This window comes from Bacillus gobiensis, from assembly GCF_001278705.1.
In the GTDB taxonomy this organism is placed as follows: Bacteria; Bacillota; Bacilli; order Bacillales; family Bacillaceae; genus Bacillus; species Bacillus gobiensis.
In genome coordinates this window covers 42407-65329 of the sequence record NZ_CP012600.1, presented here as the reverse complement: position 1 = coordinate 65329, position 22923 = coordinate 42407, and the positions used below count along the sequence as shown (strand labels likewise).

General features: G+C 37.6%; 22 protein-coding genes and 1 pseudogene. 16 read left to right on the top strand and 7 right to left on the bottom strand.

The genetic code is table 11. From position 1 onward, the window contains the following. Positions 1–28 precede the first annotated feature (28 nt). Together AM592_RS00290 and AM592_RS00285 are read right to left on the bottom strand one after the other, a co-directional pair. Positions 29–1597 (bottom strand): response regulator transcription factor, encoded by a 1569-nt coding sequence (locus AM592_RS00290; RefSeq protein ID WP_053601928.1) that lies wholly within the window; start codon positions 1595–1597, stop codon positions 29–31. Further along, complete coding sequence (locus tag AM592_RS00285; RefSeq protein WP_053601927.1) at positions 1575–3380, bottom strand: cache domain-containing sensor histidine kinase; 1806 nt, start codon at positions 3378–3380, stop codon at positions 1575–1577. The genes AM592_RS00290 and AM592_RS00285 overlap by 23 nt, the downstream gene beginning before the upstream one ends. 305 nt (positions 3381–3685) lie before the next feature. Between AM592_RS00285 and AM592_RS00280 the strand changes: the two genes are divergently transcribed. Then, positions 3686–4063 carry a PH domain-containing protein gene (locus tag AM592_RS00280; RefSeq protein WP_053601926.1) on the top strand — a complete coding sequence of 126 codons (378 nt, stop codon included), beginning with the start codon at positions 3686–3688 and terminating at the stop codon, positions 4061–4063. A 276-nt stretch (positions 4064–4339) separates the two neighbouring features. Here the strand turns inward: AM592_RS00280 and AM592_RS00275 are convergent, their stop codons facing one another. Then, positions 4340–7510 carry an ATP-binding cassette domain-containing protein gene (locus AM592_RS00275; protein WP_053601925.1) on the bottom strand — a complete coding sequence of 1057 codons (3171 nt, stop codon included), beginning with the start codon at positions 7508–7510 and terminating at the stop codon, positions 4340–4342. Positions 7511–8110: 600 nt separating this feature from the next. Here AM592_RS00275 and AM592_RS00270 point away from each other — a divergent pair. The 9 genes and pseudogenes from AM592_RS00270 (at position 8111) to AM592_RS25280 (ending at position 15269) form a co-directional block, all read left to right on the top strand. Further along, on the top strand, positions 8111–8926 hold the full coding sequence (locus tag AM592_RS00270) for an SDR family oxidoreductase (RefSeq protein ID WP_053601924.1): 816 nt from the start codon (positions 8111–8113) through the stop codon (positions 8924–8926). Positions 8927–8974: 48 nt separating this feature from the next. Continuing rightward, positions 8975–9373: a MerR family transcriptional regulator gene (locus AM592_RS00265; protein WP_053601923.1), complete on the top strand. Its 399-nt coding sequence runs from the start codon at positions 8975–8977 to the stop codon at positions 9371–9373. A 961-nt stretch (positions 9374–10334) separates the two neighbouring features. After that, positions 10335–10715, top strand: a complete 381-nt coding sequence (locus tag AM592_RS00255) for a VOC family protein (RefSeq protein WP_053601921.1) — start codon at positions 10335–10337, stop codon at positions 10713–10715. A 38-nt stretch (positions 10716–10753) separates the two neighbouring features. Further along, a complete protein-coding gene (locus AM592_RS00250; protein WP_053601920.1) occupies positions 10754–11749 on the top strand; it encodes an ROK family transcriptional regulator in 996 nt (331 codons plus the stop codon). Positions 11750–11770: 21 nt separating this feature from the next. Continuing rightward, positions 11771–12976: an MFS transporter gene (locus AM592_RS00245; protein WP_053601919.1), complete on the top strand. Its 1206-nt coding sequence runs from the start codon at positions 11771–11773 to the stop codon at positions 12974–12976. A 154-nt stretch (positions 12977–13130) separates the two neighbouring features. Then, a pseudogene (locus tag AM592_RS23690) lies at positions 13131–13414 on the top strand (IS1595 family transposase); the annotation flags it as partial. Positions 13415–13552: 138 nt separating this feature from the next. Next, the gene (locus AM592_RS00240; protein WP_053601918.1) at positions 13553–13735 is read left to right on the top strand and encodes a hypothetical protein; all 183 of its coding nucleotides are present in this window, start codon (positions 13553–13555) and stop codon (positions 13733–13735) included. A gap of 565 nt (positions 13736–14300) precedes the next feature. Continuing rightward, positions 14301–15020 carry a glucosaminidase domain-containing protein gene (locus AM592_RS00235; RefSeq protein ID WP_053601917.1) on the top strand — a complete coding sequence of 240 codons (720 nt, stop codon included), beginning with the start codon at positions 14301–14303 and terminating at the stop codon, positions 15018–15020. Positions 15021–15047: 27 nt separating this feature from the next. Then, a complete protein-coding gene (locus AM592_RS25280; protein WP_082363624.1) occupies positions 15048–15269 on the top strand; it encodes an NlpC/P60 family protein in 222 nt (73 codons plus the stop codon). Between the two features lie 84 nt (positions 15270–15353). On the opposite strand, the gene AM592_RS00230 is transcribed toward AM592_RS25280, so the two are convergent. Beyond that, a complete protein-coding gene (locus tag AM592_RS00230; protein ID WP_053601916.1) occupies positions 15354–16061 on the bottom strand; it encodes a hypothetical protein in 708 nt (235 codons plus the stop codon). 546 nt (positions 16062–16607) lie between these two features. Then, positions 16608–17648 carry a polysaccharide pyruvyl transferase family protein gene (locus AM592_RS00225; protein ID WP_053601915.1) on the bottom strand — a complete coding sequence of 347 codons (1041 nt, stop codon included), beginning with the start codon at positions 17646–17648 and terminating at the stop codon, positions 16608–16610. A 241-nt stretch (positions 17649–17889) separates the two neighbouring features. On the opposite strand from AM592_RS00225, the gene AM592_RS00220 reads away from it, so the two are divergent. The 6 genes from AM592_RS00220 to AM592_RS00200 all read left to right on the top strand — a co-directional run bounded on the left by AM592_RS00220 (position 17890) and on the right by AM592_RS00200 (position 21511). Beyond that, complete coding sequence (locus AM592_RS00220) at positions 17890–18465, top strand: TetR/AcrR family transcriptional regulator (protein ID WP_053601914.1); 576 nt, start codon at positions 17890–17892, stop codon at positions 18463–18465. 100 nt (positions 18466–18565) lie between these two features. After that, a complete protein-coding gene (locus AM592_RS24905; protein ID WP_053601913.1) occupies positions 18566–19114 on the top strand; it encodes a purine/pyrimidine permease in 549 nt (182 codons plus the stop codon). A 31-nt stretch (positions 19115–19145) separates the two neighbouring features. Next, the gene (locus AM592_RS24900; protein ID WP_082363623.1) at positions 19146–19898 is read left to right on the top strand and encodes a purine/pyrimidine permease; all 753 of its coding nucleotides are present in this window, start codon (positions 19146–19148) and stop codon (positions 19896–19898) included. Between the two features lie 56 nt (positions 19899–19954). Beyond that, positions 19955–20125, top strand: a complete 171-nt coding sequence (locus tag AM592_RS24045) for a hypothetical protein (protein ID WP_158320278.1) — start codon at positions 19955–19957, stop codon at positions 20123–20125. A 189-nt stretch (positions 20126–20314) separates the two neighbouring features. Continuing rightward, positions 20315–21301 carry an alpha/beta fold hydrolase gene (locus tag AM592_RS00205; RefSeq protein ID WP_211086222.1) on the top strand — a complete coding sequence of 329 codons (987 nt, stop codon included), beginning with the start codon at positions 20315–20317 and terminating at the stop codon, positions 21299–21301. 9 nt (positions 21302–21310) lie between these two features. Then, entirely contained in the window at positions 21311–21511 is a 201-nt protein-coding gene (locus AM592_RS00200; RefSeq protein WP_148564293.1) for a hypothetical protein, read from the top strand. A gap of 156 nt (positions 21512–21667) precedes the next feature. On the opposite strand, the gene AM592_RS00195 is transcribed toward AM592_RS00200, so the two are convergent. Together AM592_RS00195 and AM592_RS00190 are read right to left on the bottom strand one after the other, a co-directional pair. After that, a complete protein-coding gene (locus AM592_RS00195; RefSeq protein ID WP_053601910.1) occupies positions 21668–22057 on the bottom strand; it encodes a hypothetical protein in 390 nt (129 codons plus the stop codon). 226 nt (positions 22058–22283) lie between these two features. Next, positions 22284–22904: a hypothetical protein gene (locus AM592_RS00190; protein WP_053601909.1), complete on the bottom strand. Its 621-nt coding sequence runs from the start codon at positions 22902–22904 to the stop codon at positions 22284–22286. Positions 22905–22923: the final 19 nt, after the last annotated feature.

Here is a 22923-nt window from a genome sequence, read left to right as displayed (position 1 = left end):
ATAACTGGGCTGATCTCACTACACAACCTTAATCAGAAAGTTGGATGGATCGCCGATATTCAACAGGCGTTTGGCCTACATACTTTTTAAAAACGGTACTAAAATAACCCGAATTCGAAAAACCGACCAGGTTTGCCACATCAATGATTTTCAGCTGCTCGTCCTTAAGAAATAACATCGCCTTATTGATGCGCAGCTTGATCAGATAGTCACTAAACGTTTGCCCGATATGATTTTTAAACAATTCGGATAAATAGGCACTGTTGATGAAAAATTTTTCTGACAGGCTGGTGAGCGTAATCTCATCTGAATAATGCTGGTCGATATATTGCCGTATGCTTTCAATTGTGATTTTCCCTTTCGAATACCTAGTCTTTTGAATCTCATCCATTATAGATTGCGCGATTTGGACAAGATGATTCAACACCTTCATTTGCGAATTGAGTTCCCATATTCTAAGCTGGCACATCCACATCTGTCTTTGCATGTCCATTGTGTCAATTTCATATTTTCTTGCAGCTGATCCCAGCAACAGAAGCAAGCGGTTGGCGACATAAGAAAAAGACTGAATCGAATGATTGCAATTTTCTCCTAATAAAGACGAGATGTTGCTTGTAAAAGCCTCACGATTGATATTTTCAATTGCATTGATTACTTTTCTTTCAAAATCATTGGATAGATCAAACACCCCTTTGGCAACAACCCCATCAATCACTTGTGAATGGGAGCCCAACAGACTTTGGCTCCAGGAAAGCAAGCTTGAAATGTATCCATTTTTAAATTCTGTTAAGCCGGAAACGACCGTTCCTATTCCGATGGCTGTTTCCAGCTTCAAATAGTCTTTTGCATATCGCTGAACTTTTTTCGCTAAACTTTTTGAACAAATCAACTGCTCTACATCCAAACGATGGATAAAATGCAGCATATTCGCATAGCTTGGATCATAAATGCAATACGTTCTTTTTTGCTCTTGTGCGATTTCTCTGCAAAGCATTTGAAAAGGAAGCCATAGTTCCCTCAATACTTCAGGATTTTCTTTAGAATTTCTCATTTCAACGGTGATAAACTGAACCTTTGCCCCTTCAACTGTCAAACCATCCAACTGCAGCTGACGGAGTTTTTTATGTTCCATATGAATTTCTGACCATTCTTCTTTAATTAAATGCAATAAATACTGCTCTTGGGTTTCCTGCAATTGATTAGCTGCTCTTTGTTTTCTTTTTTCTTTCGTCACTTCCTCACGAAGCTTTCGCACGGCTGCGACTAATTCATCAGGTGCGACAGGCTTTAACAAATAGTCCTTTACACCTTCCTTCATCGCAGAGCGCAAATATTCATAATCGGAATAACCCGATAATGCCAATATCTTTACATTGAGGTGCTCCCTGTGGCAAATTCGAGAAAATTCGATTCCGTCTACTATAGGCATCTTGATATCTGTTATCACGATGTCGATATCCATTTTGCTTAATACATCAAGTGCTTCCCTGCCATTGGATGCTTCCTCGATCCGGTCGAATCCTTCTTTTTCCCACTTTACTTTCATACGCAAGCCTTTTCTAATTTGCACCTCATCATCCGCAATTAACAGCTTCACTATATTGATCCCCCTTCGTTATCTTTATCCATAACGATATTTTTGTTCCGCCGTTTATTTCCGATTGAATGTCATACGAAAAATTTTGCCCGTAATAAATGATTAACCGTCCAAGCACATTCCTTAACCCTATGCTGCTGCCGCTGCTTTTTAACAATTGATGAGAACTATCATTGCTGCTATAGAGAAGTAAATCCTTCATCACTCTCTTTGGCATGCCTGCTCCATTATCTTTCACTTCAAGCAGCAATTGATCGTCAACCTTTTTCGTTTTGATCAGTATTTCTGCGTATTCACTTCTTTCAAAACTGTATTTCACCGCATTTTCGACTAGCGGCTGTAAAATAAACTTAATTATTGAAACCGCTTTCATTTTTGGGTCCTCTTGAATTTCGATAGTTAGAGACTCCTCATATCGCATTTTTAAAATATCCGTAAAATTCTTAATATAATTGAGTTCATCCTCTAAGTTCACGACATCACTTTTCGTATTCAAGGAATATCTCATCATCCGCGCCAAGTCAATACTGACGTTTATCACATCTTCATTTTTCCCTTGCGCAGCCAGTCCACCGATAATCTCGAGCGTATTATTCATAAAATGGGGATTGATTTGTAATAGCAATGCTTTATACTCGGCATTTTTTCTCCGTATATTCGCCTCATATTCCGTTTCTATTAAATGATTTAATCGATCTATTGTGCGGCCGAACACATTTATGACGTACCCCACTTCGTGATTGGGAAGATCTATAGTGGGAATATAACGCTTGGCTCCGGCAAATTCTCCGCGTTCAACAAAAGTCATCGCCTTCGTCAGCTTTTCCAGCGGACTGACGATATGAACGGAAAGCTTAAATGAAGCAACAATGGTTGTGATAAAAATAATCGAGCAGATAAGAAGCAGGCTTTGTCTTAATTTATTAATCGTTGAAAACAAATCTGATGAACTCACTTCACTCATAAGAATCCAATCACCGACGCTTAACTTTTGAAAAAAAACGAAATGCTCTTCTCCCTCATAGTCCATTTTTATTAAGCCTTTTTCATTTTTATCATCGCTTATTTTCGCCAAGCTTTGCCGGATGACCTTTTTTGGCGTTTCTACCTTTTCTGCTAATACATCTTCACCCTTGCTGTCCAGCAAATAAACATTGCCATTTTTCTCAGGCGGTATCTTGCGTAAAGCAGTATGCAGCAAAGAGGTCGGAAAGTTCACTTTAATGACACCAGAAGTTTGAAACGTATCTAAATCAAATAAAGGAATAAGATAGCTATTTACTTTTGTTTCTCTCATTTCTTGAGATTGCTGGAACGGATCAATGTGAGCCGCTACCCATTTCTGATCATTCGCGGTAAAGTTTTTGAACCATTCCGTCTGTGGAAGTGATGGGTTATTCCACCAAACACCGGTCCCGTCATTGAGGAATACAGTAATGGAAATTCCGTATGAATTATTAATCATAATGGAAGACAGCTGATGTTTCAGTTGATTCTTCATTAATAAATTTTCATTTATAGATTTTTCATCTTCCTTTTCTATCTTCAACCATCGCTGAGTCGTTTGGTTTACAAGTATCTGTTTCCCAACCTCCTCGGCCTGAGCCGTCACCGAATGAATATAAAGGGAGTATTGATCCATTTTTTCGATGGTGGAATTTTCAATTTGCTCCTCCATAATCGAGGTAAACCAGCTAGGAATAATGATGGATAAAATAATAAAAGGAATCGTTAATAATAATGTAAAAATAAGCATGAACCTGCTCCGCAGCGAAAAAAACATAGACATACCCCCCTCAACATCAGTATGAAAACCCTTTCAAACCTGTTGTTCTGCTATTATAATACGTGGGGTGGAAAAATTCATTAGTTTTATTTTTGTGTGGGGGCTGCGATGGAGAAGGTTTCGAAAAATTCGTAATTGTCCTTGATGAAGTGATTTTCCACGAGTTCAGTGTTGTTCGGCTCAGCTTTGTCGCATAACATTGCAAGCTTGTTTCAATGAGAAACCTATCATTCAAGCTTTGTTAGCTTAATATGTTACTATAGAATTAATATGTAATATTTTCAAAAAAAGGAGAGATTATGATGAGTTTACTCAACGGACTGTTAGGGAACGCATCAACAATCAGCAAAGAAGAAGCAAAAAAAGAGCTGCAAACGATATTAATAGATAATGAAGAGGTTAACGCTGCTTTTAAATTAATCCGCGACTTAATTGTATTCACAGACAAACGCTTTATTATGGTGGACAAGCAAGGCATTTCAGGGAAAAAAATAGACTTCCATTCTATTCCTTACAAAAGCATTTCTCACTTCAGCGTAGAAACTGCAGGAACATTTGATTTGGATGCCGAGCTGAAAATATGGATTTCTGGAGCACAGCTGCCGGCCGTATCTAAGAAATTCGGCAAGGATAAGAGTATTTACGATGTGCAGAAGATTTTGGCTGCGGTTTGTATTTGAGGTTAAGTTCTATAGTAAAAACACAAAATCCATTCCTATAATCTGGAATGGATTTCATTGTTTTTATTAACTCATTTTGGATAAATACCATCCACTTCGCCGCTTCCAAAGGAGCCATTCCATTTTTATTGATATAATAATCCATTCGGTCACGGCTGCACTGCCCATAGGCAACTCCTTGAACAGTTGACTATTCAATCTAAGTATATTTATCATTTAGTGCAAACGCATAATCTAGCTTTGTTTTAAAATATGGCTTGTTTTAATAATTCTAATTTAATTATTTTGCTCAAGGCATTGATAAACCGCCATCATATCTCTTTTATTTAACTCACGAATACGATTGAAAATTGGAATATCTGCAACAGCCTCTGGTAGTAAGCTTTCAGAAACAACATCACTTACTTTTCCAGTTAGCCATGTTTGCACGTCTATGCCATCGACAGTTTCCTTACGCCCTTCATCATTGATGCCACTTGCATAACAACTAACACATGGTACCGATAATTTATGCACGCCATCATGGAGCCCATCTTCCGAAATGACTTTCTTCCCTTTACAGAATGGACATGGTTGAGCTTTTTTAATCTTATTAATTTGGGTGACAATTTTTTTGTAACCAAACGCTTCGTAAACATACGTTAGTTTTTTGTATTTTCCATTAGTGAAATACTTATCAATAATGGTTTCTCTCGTCTCAGTGATATTGGCAAAATCACAGATGGTAATCCGATTATAGATGCTGATGGATTCGATATTGCCTTTAATTTTGTCCCAATATGGTAAGACATTTTGTAAAACCACTTCATAGTGGGCAAAGCTTGCTAGTTCCAGTTCAAGCATTTTCAGCGCGACTTGTGTTTCCCTAGGCAACAGGGAGACATCTTCCGTCAAAGCCATGTCGCCGCCAACAATAGATTTCATTTTCACCAGTTCCGGTAACTTCCCTACTGTTTTCAAAACTTGATCAAGCGGCTGATGAATAATCTCACGAATATCCTTGTCACCAAATTTGAGCTTTTTATGATGGTTTAGTACGGTTCCTTGACAAATCGGACAGTTAATCATCTCTTTTGATGCTTTCATATGCTCTTTAATAATCGATTTCGAAATGAACATATACCGCCCAATAATGATGTTAAAGCCCTCCCATGTCCTCGATGCCTTGCCTGCTTTATCATAGAATGACTTTTCCCAATACCCGTATAAAAAGGTATGCTTTTCTGCATCTGTCATTTCATTATAGCTTTTACTAATATCATGACCGAGCTCATTCTTAATCTCATCAAAAAGGAATTGTAATTTTGGATATTGATAATATTTTAATACCTCCATCACGTCTGGATGTAATAGGCCATCCCAGAATGGAACGTTTTTGTCCTGAATAACAACATCTATATCAAATTTTTCAATCACCCGGCGGCCCGAGCAGCATGGACAATGATTTTCTTGATAATAGAAATCAAAACTTCTAGTATCTTTATTGGTAGGATGCGCCGCCACAATATGGTTGATCAGGCCGCCAATTTCATAGAGGAAACTATATTGGCTATACAAGTGTCTTTCAAGATCAATGGCAATGACGGGTGCTATTTGTTCAGAATCGTATTCACCATAAATCAAACGGGCCATTGATGATAAGCTTTTTAAAATACCGCCCTTATAGACGTTTTCTGCATTTTTAAAATAGTCGATTTGATTTTCTTTTAAATAGGTAATGCCATTTTGCTGCTTGAGTGTGGAAGAAATAGGTGATGAAGCAGCGATATCTTCTCTATTTTTAAGACGAAAATAATCATCATGACTGACAACATCAAGATGCTCCACAGGTGCAATCTTTCTTTTACCAAAATCTACAATAAAATCAGAACTTTCCAGCATATAGGTATTATGTTCAATCATTATGATAGAGACTGATTCATCTTGCAGAATGACCCTGACACTATCAATGAATTGGTTTAAAATATTTTGTGATAAACCTTTTGAAGGCTCGTCAAAAATAAAAAGCGTATGTGGGTTTCTTGAGTTAGCAAACAACTCCGAAACTAAATGAACACATTGAAATTCACCAGTAGATAAGGATTGGGTTTTTCTTTCCAAAGTCAAATAACCAAGTCCAAGCTTTATCAATAAGCTCAAGCGTTTGTGAGCGATGTCTTCATTTGGCAATTCATCAATAATATCTTCAATCGAGCGCTGAAAAATATCATCAATGTCATCACTATATTTTGTAAGCTTCTTTTTAATATCCAGAAAAGTCGCAACGGTTGACCGACTGGTAATCGATTGGTTTCGATCTTGCCCTACCATAACCAGTTTATCTTTTGGATATCGCTTTAGAAAATCTTCGGCTATACACTCATTGACAAGTGTAGATTTACCACATCCAGACTCACCCGTAAAGGTTATAAGTCTATTTTTAGGAATCTGAATTTCAGCCATTTGAATATTACGGCAATATAGATCAAGAAATTGATAGTATTCTGTTGGCATTGCCTGATTTCTGTCCCAAGGGATTGGTTGAGGACGTGGTGACTCTTCCACAATTTTTCCGCCATATTTACCACTGCCAGGTCCAAAGAACAATTGCTCGTCCGTTGTATCAAGCACTGTATCTGAATGATCAATGAGCCAAATTTGATTCTTATAACCTAATTGTTTAACCTGTTCTAAAATTTTCAATAATGTTTGGTGATCAAGACCCACGGAGATTTCATCAATAATAATAACGGTATTATCACTTGCTGCCATGAATTCTGCCAAGTAAAGTCGTGTTAATTCTCCACCAGATAATGTACCCATAATGCGATTTAATGTTAAGTAACCAATATTCATATTGATAATATTTTTAAGAATATGTTGTTTCGCTTCACTAATATGTAATTCTTCTCTAAGGGGAAAAATCGATTCAATGTTTAAGTTGTTAATATCGGAAATACTATGTGGTTGATCCAATAACTCTATTTTATATTGCTCAACTTCTGGATTATAGCGCTTCCCCATACACTTTGGACATTCGACATTTTTAGTAGTTCCGCGACCTTTACAATCTGGACACCAGCCCAATGCATTATTAAATGAAAAAACTTCTGGAGAAAGATTAAATTTTTCAGCAAGCCGCACTCGTAACTCTTTAAAAACTCCAGTATGTGTACCAATTGTTGAACGCGGATTGGAAGAAATGGATGATTTTCCGAGAAAAAGCACTAAAGGCATTTCGTCTATCTTGATGGCACTGAAATTGGTTTCCATAATATTGGAAAATAAATACTGGTATTCAGCCTTTGGCAATAAGGAAACGAGACGCTTCTTGGATTCTTCACCGATTGTTTGACAAAAAGTTGTTTTACCAGATCCAGACAAACCGGCAATTCCTAACGATTTATCTACTGGTAGTACTGCATCTAATTTGTTAATATTGTTCACTATTAATTGATTTATTTTCATAGTAATATCCTCTCCATTCTCTAAATTTATTATTGTCATGTTAGTAAAACTTCAAATGAATTTGTTGTGTTTTTTTCGAATCGACAAACTCATACTAATTGTAGGCGAAGGTTTTCTATACAAGAGCTTATCAATTTAGGAAAAGAAGTACGTAATAATATTGCACAAATAACTTGTCCATTTATGATATATTCTTCTGACCGAGGACCACATTGTCCCCCCTGCTAATTCAGACTGGAAATACAGTCAAATTCGTTCATCCGAAAATCATTAATAAAATTGGAAAATAGTTTTCATATCGCTTCACTGACCAAAAGAAAATAATCAATCATAGTTTAGATTTCATAAGAAAATTTTCCAATTAAGAAAGAACGTTGATAAAACGGAAGATCTATAATTATAAATGCACCTCTCACACCATTATCTGGGATCACCTTCCTATTTTTCCTCATAATATAATTCATTAGTTACAGTCAAAATTCCTTTAAAAGATTATCTATTGTGAGGGCTGATAGTTAATAGCTTGACATAAAGCGCGCTTTAGCTTGTAAGCTGTGACTGTAATAAAAAATAAACAATATCCACAAGGAGACTAAAGAGATGAAAACCATATTAATTACGGGCTCATCGTCTGGAATCGGAAAAGCTGCAGTTAAGCATTTTGCTGAACAAGACTGGAATGTGATTGCTACTATGCGTTCTCCGGAAAAAGAAACCGAACTGACCCAGTTTGATAACGTCCTTGTAACAAAACTCGATGTTGAACAACAGGATACGATTCATCAAGCGATAGTGAAAGGGATAGAGCGGTTTGGCAAAATTGATGCCCTGTTAAATAATGCTGGTTATGGAGCTATGGGTATTTTTGAAGCAGCTTCCGAAGAACAAATTCAAAGACAATTTGATGTAAACGTATTTGGCCTTATGAGAGTGATAAAAGCCATTCTTCCTCATTTTCGAGCAAATAAGAATGGATTAATCATCAATTTATCTTCAATGGGAGGCAGACTAACCTTTCCAACCATGTCGCTTTATCATGCAACCAAATTTGCCGTTGAAGGTTTTACGGAATCATTATCATTTGAACTTGCTTCTCAAAACATCCGGTTAAAATTAATTGAGCCTGGTGTGGTTAAAACTGATTTTTTCGGAAGATCAATCGACATTTTGTCCGATGATTCTTTAACGGATTATCAAGGGTATTCCGATAAGGTAAGTGCGGCGCTTAGTAATACAATTAATTCTGAAAAAGAATCCTCTCCAGAATTGGTTGCGGAGATCATCTATCAGGCGGCAACGGACGGAACAAATCAGTTGAGATACATTGCTGGTGAAGATGCTAAAGAGTTGATAAAGCTTAGAAAAGATTTAGGCGAAGAAGCATTTGTCGAACATATGACACACATGTTTTCCTAAAATGCGAGATGAACATTATAATAGGAGTAAACTTGAGGTGAGTTATCAGTGAGCTATACGATTGGTCAAGTCGCTAAAGAAGTTGGCTTATCCGTCCCTACTCTCCGTTATTATGAAAAGGAAGGGATTCTCCCACCCGTGAAACGAAATGAAAACGGCTTACGTATTTATGATACTGAGGATATTGAATGGCTCGAATTTGCTTGCTGTCTTCGGGAGACCGGAATGAATATCGCAGAGATGAAGGAATTTGCGAAACTTGCCCTTCAAGGAGACGAAACGATGCAAGAGCGTGTTCAAATTCTTCAAGCACAAAAGGACAGAGTGAAAACCCAAGTTAATAATTTAATGTCTTATATACCAATGATCGATCACAAAATGGAAACTTATACAAGCATATTAAATAAGTCTAACACAATTTCTAAAAAGAACAGGATGTCCGGTTAATCGAAATATGGCCCCCTTCTAGCAGCTATAAAAAATGCTTTGTTTTTGGCTACTAAAAGGGGATTTTTAATTTAATAGATATATAAAACTATTTTGTATGATTCAAGGGATCGGAGCGGGAGCGGGTATTAGTCGATTTTCCAGGCAGATGATTCAAGATTACGGATTGGATCAACTACCTTGACCGGAAAGCAATGAGTATTAACAATTTTTTGGATTTTAATGAAAGAAATGATTGCTAAACAAGCCGGGAGAAACAACATGACAAACGTATTTATAATAGGTTCAAGATCAATTGAATTAGAGTAAGGATTGAAGAAGTTAAAAACGAACCATAGACAAATAGATAATACACCGGTAATAAAGCCTATGAAAGATGATTTTTTTTTTTGGATTTTAAAGTGCCCTCCCTGATTAAATTATTTTCAAATGAGTGAATAGGGCAATAATACCAACGCACATAAGAAATAGTGAAGTAAAGATCGTCAATATAAAATATTTACGTTTTTTCGTGACATACAACTCAATGCTTTGTACTACAAATAGAAGGCCTAATGAGAACATCATAAACATGCTGTTTAAAACATCGTACGAAATGAAAAAGCTCCTTACAGCAAATATTAAAGTCGAAATCGCAAATATAATTCTTAAAATTAAAAAGGGCAGCTTGCTCTTCCAGATAGGCATGTTCTTTCCCCCTTAAAATATTATTAGACTCAAATTTACACACTCTATAATATTTTACGAATGACAATTAGATTCGTTTCCTTTTTTATTGATTAATTGGAACTGATTTGTGGTTTAAATAATTGGAATAATCTTTTTAAAAAATAAATTGTTATTTCGTTTTTTCTGTGGTATTCTCAAATCACTTATTAAAGATCTTTAATAAGTGCTGAGAAATTTTTTTACCCACTTATAATAAGTGTTTCTAACTCTTTTAAGAAAGGTGAGTGATGAAATGAACATTGAACATGTTGCGATTTGGGTGAATGATTTAGAAAAAATGAAAACGTTTTACGAAACGACTTTTAAAGGTCAATCAAGTGAGAAATATCATAATGAGAAAAAACAATTTGAATCTTATTTTATACGTTTTGAAAATGGAGCCCGTTTGGAAGTTATGCGCAGAAGTGACGTGCATCAACAAAAACGCGCAGATATGGTTGGTTGGGCCCATATCGCCTTTTCACTAGGCAGCAAAGAGGCGGTTGATGAATTAACCAAACAATTATCAACAGCTGGCTATTCTGTCTTAAGCGGTCCTCGTATAACGGGAGATGGATATTACGAGAGCCTTATTGAAGATCCTGAGGGTAATCACGTGGAGCTTACAGTCTAATTTCTCTTTTTTTACTTTAATTACGAGTGGTGAATTCAATGAATGAACATTTTTCTAAACCTAAGTCAATGAAACAAGTGATCCTGCACTCCCTTCGGAAAACCCTGCTTCAACTCGGAAGTGCGACAAAAGTGGAGCTTAGCGGGCACCTCGATATTAGTTTTCCAACCGTCAGCAAGTTTATTTCTGAAATGGAAGAAAACGGGGAAGTCCATACAGTCGGTCTCGATGAATCAAGCGGGGGAAGAAGAGCGCAGCGATATACATATAATCCTGAGCATAAGCTATTGTTGTCCATTTTTTTAGAAAAGGATGAAACGGTTTACACGATTTATAATTGCGGAGGGGAGCGAAAAGATCAAGGTTCCCGGAAAAGTGTGTTACGGGAAGGTCTTCCTTCATTGACAAAGATCATCAAAGATGTCCTATCAAAGTTTCCAAACATTGGTGCGATCGCCTTTGGAGTCCCCGGATCAGTTGAAAACGGACGGATATTTCATATCCCCGATTATGATACTTTTCAAAATCTAGACCTACAAACTCATTATGAAAAGCTGTTTTCCATACCGGTAATCGTTGAAAACGACATGAACGCTGCCGTCATCGGCTTTTACAACACAAGCAAAACGGATAATCAGTCACTGGTATATTTGTATTTTGGAAAAAATGGTCCCGGAGCAGGTATCTTGATTAACGGCGATGTCGTACGTGGAAGCACGTTCTTTACGGGAGAAATTTCATTTCTGCCGCTTTATAACGATATGAATTTTTTTCAGGCACTGCAAAAGACGAACGACTTGAACGCGCACGATGCCACCGCGCGATTAATTGCTTCTTTTGCTGCAATTATTAACCCTTCAGCCGTTATTTTTTCCAAAGATGAGATTCATGAAGAAATTCTGGCTGAAATCAAATCAGAAAGTGCTACGTATATCCCGGAAAAGCATCTGCCGGATTTTGTTTTGAGTGATTGGAAGCAAGACTATCTGCATGGCCTAAATCATCTGGCGCTGGACCGAATGATAGAAGGATAATTAGAAAAGGAGATCTGCAATATGGCTGTCTTTTTTTTAATCATTATATACTTGGCTTTTATTAGTTTAGGTTTGCCTGATTCCTTGCTGGGTGCGGCATGGCCAGTCATGCATATGGATTATGGAGAGTCTCTCGAAACAGCCGGCTTGCTCTATATGGTGATTGCAGGAGGCACCATCGTTTCAAGTCTGATAAGCGGGATACTTATTAAACGTTTCGGTACGGGCAACGTTACGTTTATCAGCTGCATTCTGACTGCATCTGCCCTCATAGGGTTTACGTTTGCCCCGTCAATGATTTGGCTGGTAATTTGCTGCGTTCCATTAGGATTAGGGGCAGGAGCAGTAGATTCAGCCTTAAACAACTATGTCGCAGCACATTACAAAGCCCATCACATGAGCTGGCTGCATTGTTTTTGGGGAGTCGGTGCTACCGCTGGCCCGATCATTATGTCCCAATTCATTACAGGCCACGGTTCTTGGAGAAATGGCTATTTAACCGTTGCCATCATTCAATTTGCTTTGGTCATTATCCTTTTGTTTACCCTTCCTTTATGGAATCGTTTTTCCAAGACCAATCAGGAAACAAACAAGGATATGGTTTTACCGGAACAACCGCGCCAGCAGGTTAACCCTTTGAAAATAAAAGGCGTCAAATTGACTCTTATAGCATTCTTGTTTTATTGCGGTGTGGAAATAACGATGGGATTGTGGGGCAGCAGCTTTCTTGTCAACAGCAAAGGCCTTGCGCCAGGAGATGCCGCTCTATGGGTATCCCTCTTTTACGCAGGCATTACAGTTGGACGTTTGATAACAGGATTTATCACGATGAAAGTATCGAACAAACTACTCATTCGTTCTGGACAAATCATGACAGTGAGCGGCGCATTGCTGTTGATCTTGCCTTTTCCTATTGGTTTTTCCCTGGTGGGTTTCATGATCGTCGGTTTAGGATTAGCTCCGATCTATCCGTGCATGCTCCATGAAACTCCTGCCCGATTTGGCAAGGAAAACTCCCAGACGCTCATGGGTTATCAAATGGCTGTTGCTTACTCAGGGACTACTTTTTTGCCTCCTTTTCTTGGTTGGGTTGCATCGTATTTTTCAATAGGGATTTTCCCGTTATTTATTTTGGTCTATGCGATTACGATGCTTTTGTGTTCTGAAAGGGTGAATTTGCTTACGCAGCTGCAGGTTTATGCGAAAGCTCAAGATACTAGGGTTTAAAGGAAATACTTTTTCAAGAGGGGTTTCACTTCCCTCTTAGCCTAAAAAACCTCAAATCCAAAATAAAAGTATTATCCAATTTTATTAAACGGAAATCTTCCCTGTAACCCAGCCTTTAACAAACTCTTCTTACGAAGGAGAAATCCAATTTCTGCTAGAGCATTACCGAATTAAATCAGACGGTGGCAAACACGAAATTAAAGGCTTGTATCACATTCAAAATGTCAATGGTCTCCATTCTCCTTTGAAACAATGGATAGACCGCTTTAAAGGTGTGGCTCCGAAATATCTTGATAATTACCTTGCTTGGTTCTTATTTGTCGATAGTCGTAGTAACGAGAGCACTAATCAGCATATTAAGAATTTCTTTTAACATCATTTGTATTTGAGATGACGGACACATATGACAGTTTACGACTATCAAAATTTAACTTGTAGTCCTTATTCAACTAAAAGAGACAAAATGAAACTTTAATTTTTCCAAATCGTATATAAGGGTATAGAGATTAATACAACTGGCGCGATAACGGAATAAAGTAAAATTCACATAAAATATAAATTAAGGGGGTGTCAAATATGTCTACAGATGTTATTACCATAGTAGCTATAGTTTCCATTGTTATTTGGATTGCGGTGTCCAGAGAACTTGTAAAATCTTCAAAAGAGACGAACAGACGGAAAATAATCACTTTAATGTTTGCTGGTTCCTTATCAACATTAATACTTACCATTTCACTTTTTCAAAATATCCAATTTTAAAAAATTATGGTATAAAGCAGATTAATGCTTAGAAGAAAGTATGTCGAAAGTTTTTGTAAACCTCCATACTCAAGTGCGTTAGTTGGACAAGAATGAAGGAAACCCTATTAAATTGGGTTTCCTTTTATTTTTACGCAAATTATCAACATCAAATTTTAACAGAGCCTTCTATAAAAAAGTGCGATGTCCCTAAAAGCGTCGCTCCCCATTGTTTATTTTGATCTATGCAATTTCAATGTTTTTGTGTTCCGAAAGGGTAAATTTATCGATCCTTTTTCGATTCAAGTAATTCTTTTATCAGCCTAGTTTCTCGGATGCTATTAATTGGAAAACTATTGGGAAACTATTCATCTTTCGCAATTCCATCTTTATTTGATAGAATAGTGAGGATGAACTCCTATTCTTAATTTTTATTCTAGCTATTTATGTGACCCCAATGGTAAAATATTTAACTCTAGTGGAAGTCATGTTCAATAGTCTTCTATCCACTGAAGGTTATAGGAAAGAGCATCGCAGGATTTGGACGTGTTAAATAAGTAGAAATAGGTGAAATAAAATTAGTAAAATGAAAATACTCCTCCCATTAATCGTAAATATAGCTGTTATTGTCATTCTTCTGCTAATTGATCTTTCGACAGTAAACGACATAAAAAAAGATCGTGATGAAGCACAAGAAAAATTTAACGAGCTATTAAAAGAAAATAACACAAAAATTGTTACGCAAGATGAAAATACTGTTTTACCTTTAACGAACGTTGTTGCTTTACTTGCAGAATCTGAACAGGAAAATAATAAAGGCGGTTTAGCTACTTGCTCAATAGATGAGAACATAGAAGAAGATTTATGGAACAAACAGTTTTCAAGAGCAGGTGTTTTGTCTGAAAAATCGGATGTATTTATTGAAGTCGCTAACCAACATGACATTGATCCAGTCCTATTCGCAGCGATTGCTTTTCATGAGACAGCATGGGGAAAGTCAAGAGCAGTTGTTGAAAAAAATAATCCCGGTGGATTAATGGGATCTAACGGCTTAATGACTTTCCCAACTCTTGAAGATGGAATTGAATCCATGGGACAAACCCTTCACAATCGCATCATAGGTGATGGTTTAACTACCATAAAGGATTTAGGAGGCGTATATGCGCCCGTAGGAGCAGATAATGACCCTAATAATCTTAATAAGAATTGGGTTCCTACTATTACTGATCTTACAAAAAAACTTGGTGGATTAACCATGAATTGTAAAGAAAATGCGATTGGTGATATTGTGACAACGGCAGCATAGATTGCTTGATAGCGTCAATTATAAGCAATATCCTATGTTTTTGGCGGAGATTTTACGGGATTTGATTGTTCAGGTTTGTTGCAATGGTCTGTTTTGACAGCAAAGATCATTCTCCCAAGAACTGCAAATAAACAATACCCTAAATCCACTAAAATCTTATTGGTTTACGTACCATCCAAATCTAAGCAACCATCTAGTGTAGTGATAGGCATGTCACCAAATTTTAAACCAAGCGATAATTTTATATAATTAAATCTGGAAAGATCATTTAGCAGCCTTTAGGCTGCTTTTTTGTCGACAATATCCCTTCCACTACAGAATAAATTTATCCTTTTATCTTTTAACTAACTTCCATAAAAGGTTTTCTTTGATTTCCTTTTCGAGGAAGGTTAATTGAAATATTTCTTTATGGTCCTTATCGGCAAATTCTACTTTATGATTTTGTTTCCAAGATAAAATACCCCAATCTTCAAATAAGTATTGTTCGTACGTATCACTAACTGAAAAAATTTTTTCTGGGTTGATAATACTTCCGTTTTTCTTCTTTATTTCCATGTAAACATCAATTTGAAAAACCCCATGGTCACAAATGATGTTACAAACATAATAGCGATTTGGACTGCTTTTTTTCATTAAAGTATACGTATTCTGGAAATTAAGATTTTGTATTTTTTTATAAATTTCTCTAAATATATCTTTATCCCAATCAAATACATCAACAGCCTTTTCCATCCCTTCTTGAATTATATCAAGTGCGGACTGCTTTTTTTGCAAGTCAGATGAAAGACAAAGAAATTTGTTGACATCTACTTTCACAAAAACGGAAAAGTAATTAAACATTGTATAAAGATCACTATCCATACTATCAATTTTGCTCAAATTCGACACACAATTGATTAAAATCCCTTTATCCTCTTTTATTTTTAAATTAGGGAGCAAACGACTGTATAAAAATGAAATGCTTCTTGTCTGATGAAAAAATATACGATTGGTATCCCTATCCTCAGGGACTAGCAATTGAATGTCTTTGATAATCGGCATACTAACACTCCTTCCCTTTAAAGCACACCTATTTTATAAGATTATATCTGATTTTCATTGAGACTGACTTTTTGCATTTTTCCAGCATGTTGAACGCAAGGCCATAAAAGATCCAATTCTAGTTACGATAAAAAAATAATAGGGCACTTCCTTATTTGCTGTTATGGACAAATACGATAATAACTTTAATAAATTGAAACAAAATGCGAGCAGTTTTCGTACATATATGAGATCCGGGTTTGAGGGAGGTAGTATTTATAATGGAAATAACGGCTCTTATCTTCGCATTAGTAGCCCTAACATTTGTTTTTGATTCCCAATCTAAAATAAAAAAGTTAGAAAAGAGAATTCAAGACTTAGAAGAAGAAAAATAATAAAATCGCATTATTTATAACCATTTTGGAAATTTAAGGAAGAGTACATATTGAATGAGGTACTGATCATTATAAACTATTCTTTTGAAACTAACCGGGGAAATCTGCTTCCCCGGTTTGTGGACATACAAAGGCTGTCAACAAATCAATTTTGTCGACAGTCTCAAATGGTTTACACTTGATCATCTTTAAAAAAATCTTCCAACGGTTTAAAGTCGTTCCGTAAATCAATATCATTCGGTTCGGCTTTCAGCAAACGATCGATCATTCGCTCCAGTTCATCAATATCTTGTTCATCTGTATATTCGATGAAGTTTAATTCTTCGAGCCAATCTCTATAAGAATGCTTTGCTTTGCCGTAACTATTTCCAAAAACTAAACAAGGGGTTTTTGTGATAATGGAAAAGATCATCGCATGCAGGCGGTCGGTGATTACTAATTTGCTTGAGCCGATTCGATCTAGCATTTTCAAGAAATATTTTTCTCGATCTTTATAATCAATGGTGTCTATGTCTCTTAAGACCGTATCCGTACGTTCGACAGAGGTTGTTTTTCCTGCCCACCTCATCAATTCTGAGACGAAACCTTCATCCGTAACTTTCTCTTTATCTTCTCTCAAAACAAAGAGCACGCCGCCTCTTTGAATATTTCTAGGCTTTATCATTAATGACAGCACCATATCCGGAGTATAGATTACGTTGGAATCGAATGTTCCTTTCAATCGATCAAATGTCTGCGACTCTCTTGCGACCAATGTTAAATTAGGATTTTGATGATAAGCGTCCTGCGATTTCTTCTTTTCCAATCTTCCTTCTTCTGTATCTTCAAAATGGACGGATTGCGGGAAAGAAATAGTCTTGTAATCTTTAAAAGCACTGATTACTTTTCTTCTGTCTTCTTCAATATCAAGATAGAGGCTTCCTAAATTGCCGCCACCCGTAAAACAGACAATATCGTTTTCTTTAATGATTTTTTTCACAAATTCAATTCCTTCATCTGTTGCATAATCCATAATCTCGATGTACTCGTAGTAAGGAAAGTGATTCCTAATAAATTTTTCTTCCGCATACGCAATCGCTTGATCTCCAATATTCGTATAACTTGGAGAACCAAAAAGAAAGACTTTTCTTTTATTATTGACTAAGTCCTCTGCATCGACGTTTGGAGCAATGCCTTTTACTAGTTCTTCAGCTATTATTTTTTGTCCATCCATACCTATGGTCCTCCTTAAAAACAGGTTGATGATTTCCTTTACCCCCAGAGAACGATAAGTATGCTTGAATTTGCGCACAATTTCACAAATAATGTTCTATAAACTTCTCACTAACGGCTCCCTCATTAGGCCAAGTAAGAAGCGCTCCACAATGTTTATTATGTATTCATCAGAGTTTTTTTCTGGACTCATCGTACCAAAATAAATTATACTATTATCTATACAAAAGGAGGTGCTATTTTTGGGAAGAAGTATCGCGTTTAACAAGGAAGAAGCCTTAAATAAAGCCATGTTTTTATTTTGGGATAAAGGATATGATGCTACATATATTTCTGATCTCATTAAAACGATGGGAATCAGCCGGTCAACGCTTTACGATAGTTTCGGAGATAAGGTTCAATTATTTAAGCTTGTTTTAGAAAATTATCAGAAGCGTGGATCTGAAAAGAAGAAGCTTTTATTTACTGGCAGTACCGCGAAAGAAGCTCTTACAGCTTATTTTTATAAACATATTGAAGATTGTTATTCCAAACAGACGCCAGACAGTTGTCTTATTACTAATTCATCTCTCCTGATTGGGCATATTGATCCTTCCATTGAAGACACACTAATAAAGAATTTTACTGATTTAGAATTAAAGTTTAAACAGGTGATTGAAGAAGGACAAAGAAAGGGAGAAATTTCAGAGCAGGAAGATAACGAATTGATTGCGTACACGTTGTTAAGTTTGAATCACAGCATCAGTCTGATGTCACGATATAAAAAAGAAAAAGATTTAGCATACAAATTAGCAGACAAGACTATTAAAGCTCTATAGTCTTTCTTTTTTAGCCAATACGGAACGATCGTACCAAAATAAATTTAAAAAAAGCGTATCGGGTTTTTTTTAATTACTTATAGAAAGAGGTGAATAAAAATTGAACAATCAGAGAGTAGAAACAGGGTTCGGTTCTATTCAGTGGTTTATTTTTTTACTCGCTAATTCTTTGGCTTTTCCCATTATTATTGGTCAGGTGTATCATTTGTCAGCTGATGAGATTTCCAGCATGCTGCAACGCACTTTTTTTGTCGTTGGTTTAGGTTCCTTTTTGGCAGGGTGGTTGGGGCACCGATTTCCTTTACTGGACGGTCCAGCCGGTGTGTGGCTCAGTGCTTTTATCGTGATGGGTGATGTTGCAATGAGTCATGGTTCCGGCGCACGGCCAACCTTGCAGTTATTAGAAGGAGGTATGATCGCCAGCGGCATCATTCTTGTGCTTATCAGTATTACCGGAACCATGAGGCGCCTGCTTAAATTATTTACACCGCTGGTAACAGGAAGCAGTTTAATGGTTTTAGGCATTCAATTAAGCGGGACATTGCTCAAAGGTATGGTTGGGGCAGATTCTGCCACATCGTCAGTTGATATCGAAAATCTGTTTATTGCGTTAGGAGTATTTATAACGGTTAACCATATGGGGAAATAGATGGCTGAAAACCTATGCTATTTTAATAGGTATGGTCACTGGATGGGTGGCTTTTGGATGGGCAAAAGGCTTTGGGCACTCAATCAGCTCAAGTTCACTCATTCATTTTCCTAAGATATTTGCGTGGGGAGTACCAACGTTCAGTATCGGCATGTTGGTGTCTTCTTTGGTCGTTACTATTGTACTGATAAGTAACATTATAACCAGCGTATCGGCAATGAAATTGGTATTTAGTGAGAAGGAATCTGAATCCAGGGTAAAGTCTAATCATAGTCCATCTGTTCAAACAAGAGGAAACCTTAGCAGGAGCAGCTTCATGAGCGGAGTATCCGGCATTTTATCAGCCCTTTTTTCAACGGTAGGCGTTGTTCCTGTTTCTCTTGCAGCAAGTTTCGTTCAAACGACCAGATATTTCAGTCGAAAACCCTACTTTATCGCTTGTGCTGCTTTGGTAGCTTCATCCTTTTTTCCGATGATTTATCATGCCCTTTCAACATTACCGGGTCAAGTTGCCTATGCCGCATTACTGCCTACATTTACTCAAATTGTAGGGATCGGCCTTAAGATGGTTCTAAAATCACAGCTTGATTCACGAAGGCTGGCCATTCTAGGATTGGCTTTGTCACTTGGCCTCGCTGTTATGTTTATTCCGAGTGAATTGATCTCCGCCTTACCCGTGGGATTTCAATTTATTTTAGGGAATGGGATGATGGTTGGCACGTTGATTGCGTTGTGTCTTGAACACATTTGGCGTACACCTGTCGAATTAAGGAACCAAGCCTAATCAAAAAGGCCATTCTTGCACGCTGAAAAATTTACTTTTAGGGAGTGGCGATGAACATGTTAAAAAAATCAGAAGAAAAAGTGGCTATTGTTACTGGAGGATCGAGAGAGATTGGTCAAAAAATTGTGCGCAATGGAGTCAGTGTCATTGTGAATTTTAAACCACAGCTTAATCGTCTGTCGATGAGTTTGTCACCAAAATCCAAGGCGAGGGTGCGACCGCCCTAGCCGTAAAATCGGATATAGCGAAGGTTTCAGATATAAAAAAACTGTTTCAGCAAAAAAAGAGCATTTTGGACACATCGATATTCTTGTGACTAACGCAGAAATGGAATTATGAAGCCATATTTTTTTAATATTACTGGAATGATTGTTCCGGTAATGATGGTTTACTCGACAAATAAAGGAGTGCTAACTATGAGTTCAATCGAAAATCAAAAAAATGAGAAAAACCAAATGGCAGAGGTGAATCCAGAACCTACGCTCCAAACTGAGAAGAGGACGATCGAAGCGCCTCCGGTGTCTCGGCCAGAGCCGTCATTGGACGGCTTCAAGCACCGCTTTCAGACTGTGGACGGCGTTAGACTGCATTATGTAGTCGGCGGGAAAGATGACGGTGACGTGGTTGTGCTTCTCCCCGGATTTCCGGAGAGTTGGTTCACATGGCATAAGGTTATGCCCTTGCTCGCTCCGACCTACAAGCTCATTGTTTTGGATCTGCCTGGACAGGGTGATTCTGATCGGCCGGCGGACGGCTACGATACGAAGACTCTGGCGACCACAGTGCACAAGTTCCTCCAGCAGCTTGGCACGAAACGATATTTTCTTGCCGCTCACGATGTTGGTGCGTGGGTCGCCTATACCTATGCGGCGCTGTTCGGCGATGAGGTTCGGCGTTTAGCTCTTCTGGATGCAGGAATTCCAGGCATCACCATGCCGGACGCTCTGCCAACCGCTCCCGAGCGGGCATGGAAGACCTGGCATTTCGCATTTCACGTAATCCCGGACCTTCCGGAAATGCTGATCGCCGGCCGAGAGCGTGAATATCTCGATTGGTTCTTGCGCCGAAAAGCGGCGAACCCGGAAGCATTCTCAGAGGCAGACATCGAGGAATACCTGCGCGTTTTCAAGAAGGCCGGCGGGCTGCGTGCTGGTCTCGCCTATTACCGCGCCGCCTCCTTATCCGCTCAACAAAATCGCGAACTATGCGCCATGGGGAAACTGAGGACACCCGTTCTCGCTCTTGGTGCGGATCAGGGTTCCATCGCAGACATGGTCACTCCCCTGAAGGCCTTTGCGGAAGATGTACAGGGCGGCACGATAAGCTTCTGCGGTCACTTCCTTCCAGAGGAGCAGCCAGAAGCGGTATCTAGAGAACTGAAAGCTTTTTTCAGTCTCGGCTGAGGAATTTGAGTGTTTATGCGACGCCGTCTCGACGAGTTGCTAGTCTTTCTGGGAGGGGCTTTTGGTTCATTCATAGGAAGCTATAGTTACTTTGAATTCGGTACGGTAACAGCGTTAATCATTGGATTTTCTCTTCCGTTAGCCGCTTTATTTGTTCATATTTTTAAAGGAAATAATGACTCTTCTCATGTGAATGCAGCTTCTTATTGACCATGCAATTGACATGCTGAATTGAATTATAAAAACTGCACCCAATTGTTTAGACCATAACGAACAATTGGGGGGCAGTTCACTCATATCTTGTTGTTATTTTCACTTTGACGCTTCACATTATTTTCAGCACACCACAAATAAGCAGAAAACTCACTATTGCTTTAACACATATCGTTCCGGAGTAATCATATTCTCCTTACCCGGAATGTATAAAGAGATGGTCGGACCTATGATTCTAGTATCAACAATGGAAGGGACGTTAATCTCACCCTTTTCACCGATACAGCGAATCCCCTCCAGATTATTACCCCAGTCTCTTATTCCTTTGTAAAGGACCGCATTTTTTTCTTCATTCCAACACTTTACTTGATCTTCAACCGGAATCGTTTTCAGCATATTGCTAACCAAAGATAAATCATTGTTCGGATCATAAACAGCTGTTCCTTCCCCATGCCAACCTTGTTTATGAACCGTTAGTGATTGAGTTTTACTCCATACTTGCCCTGATATATCCTTTTGGTGCTCTAGATAAAAAGCGAGCATTCCCCAGAAAGGAATACTCACTTTTTATTTTTAGATAATACTCTTGTCGAAATTCCTATTAATAAACCAAATAGAAAGATGATTGGAATTAGATAATTGGTCGGTACTTCTTCTCGAAAGAAAATATAAACAGTTGAAGAGATAACTATCACGAAGAGTAATAAAAACAAGTCAAGCTTGTAGAATTTCACAATAAACCACCACTACCTTTGATGTTTTATTTCTATTATTGATATTTTATTTCCGTTGGTATTATGTGTGGAGATGTTACTATATAATTAAATTTTATTTGTACTCCATGAGGAATTTGTGTTCCTAAATACCCAGCTGCACCTATACTAGCTGCAGATGCTGTATTTATAACGGTTTTGCTCAAATAAACTCTCATCCCCCACCAATAAAAATCCACTTTAGTTACTCCTTCAGAGGCTATTTGGAATCCACCTGACTTACCTGTTATTTCTGAGTCTTTGATAGATAAAGTCATTTGGTTGTTATTCACTGATACAGTTCCTGGATTGCTTTTATCCCTTTTTACAATATCAGCAATATTTTCATTTGCAGATTTGATTTGACTTTTAACAACTGCTAATTCATCTGGGGTTAAAAACTCTAATAATTTTTTCTCAGATGCAATTTTAAACTTTCCGTTACTATTCAGTTTAACATAACGATCAATCTTCTCAACTAATTCATCTGAAAATGGAGTAGCATTACTTGCGTTTTGAGAATCAACGATGGGTTCATTTCGTGAAGAATCGGCATTAGCTTCAGGGGCTGCCATCAATGAAGCAGACAGTAAAGCCGTACATGACGTAACTAGTAAAAGCTTCTTTGAATATTTCATCACTTCACCTCATCCTATA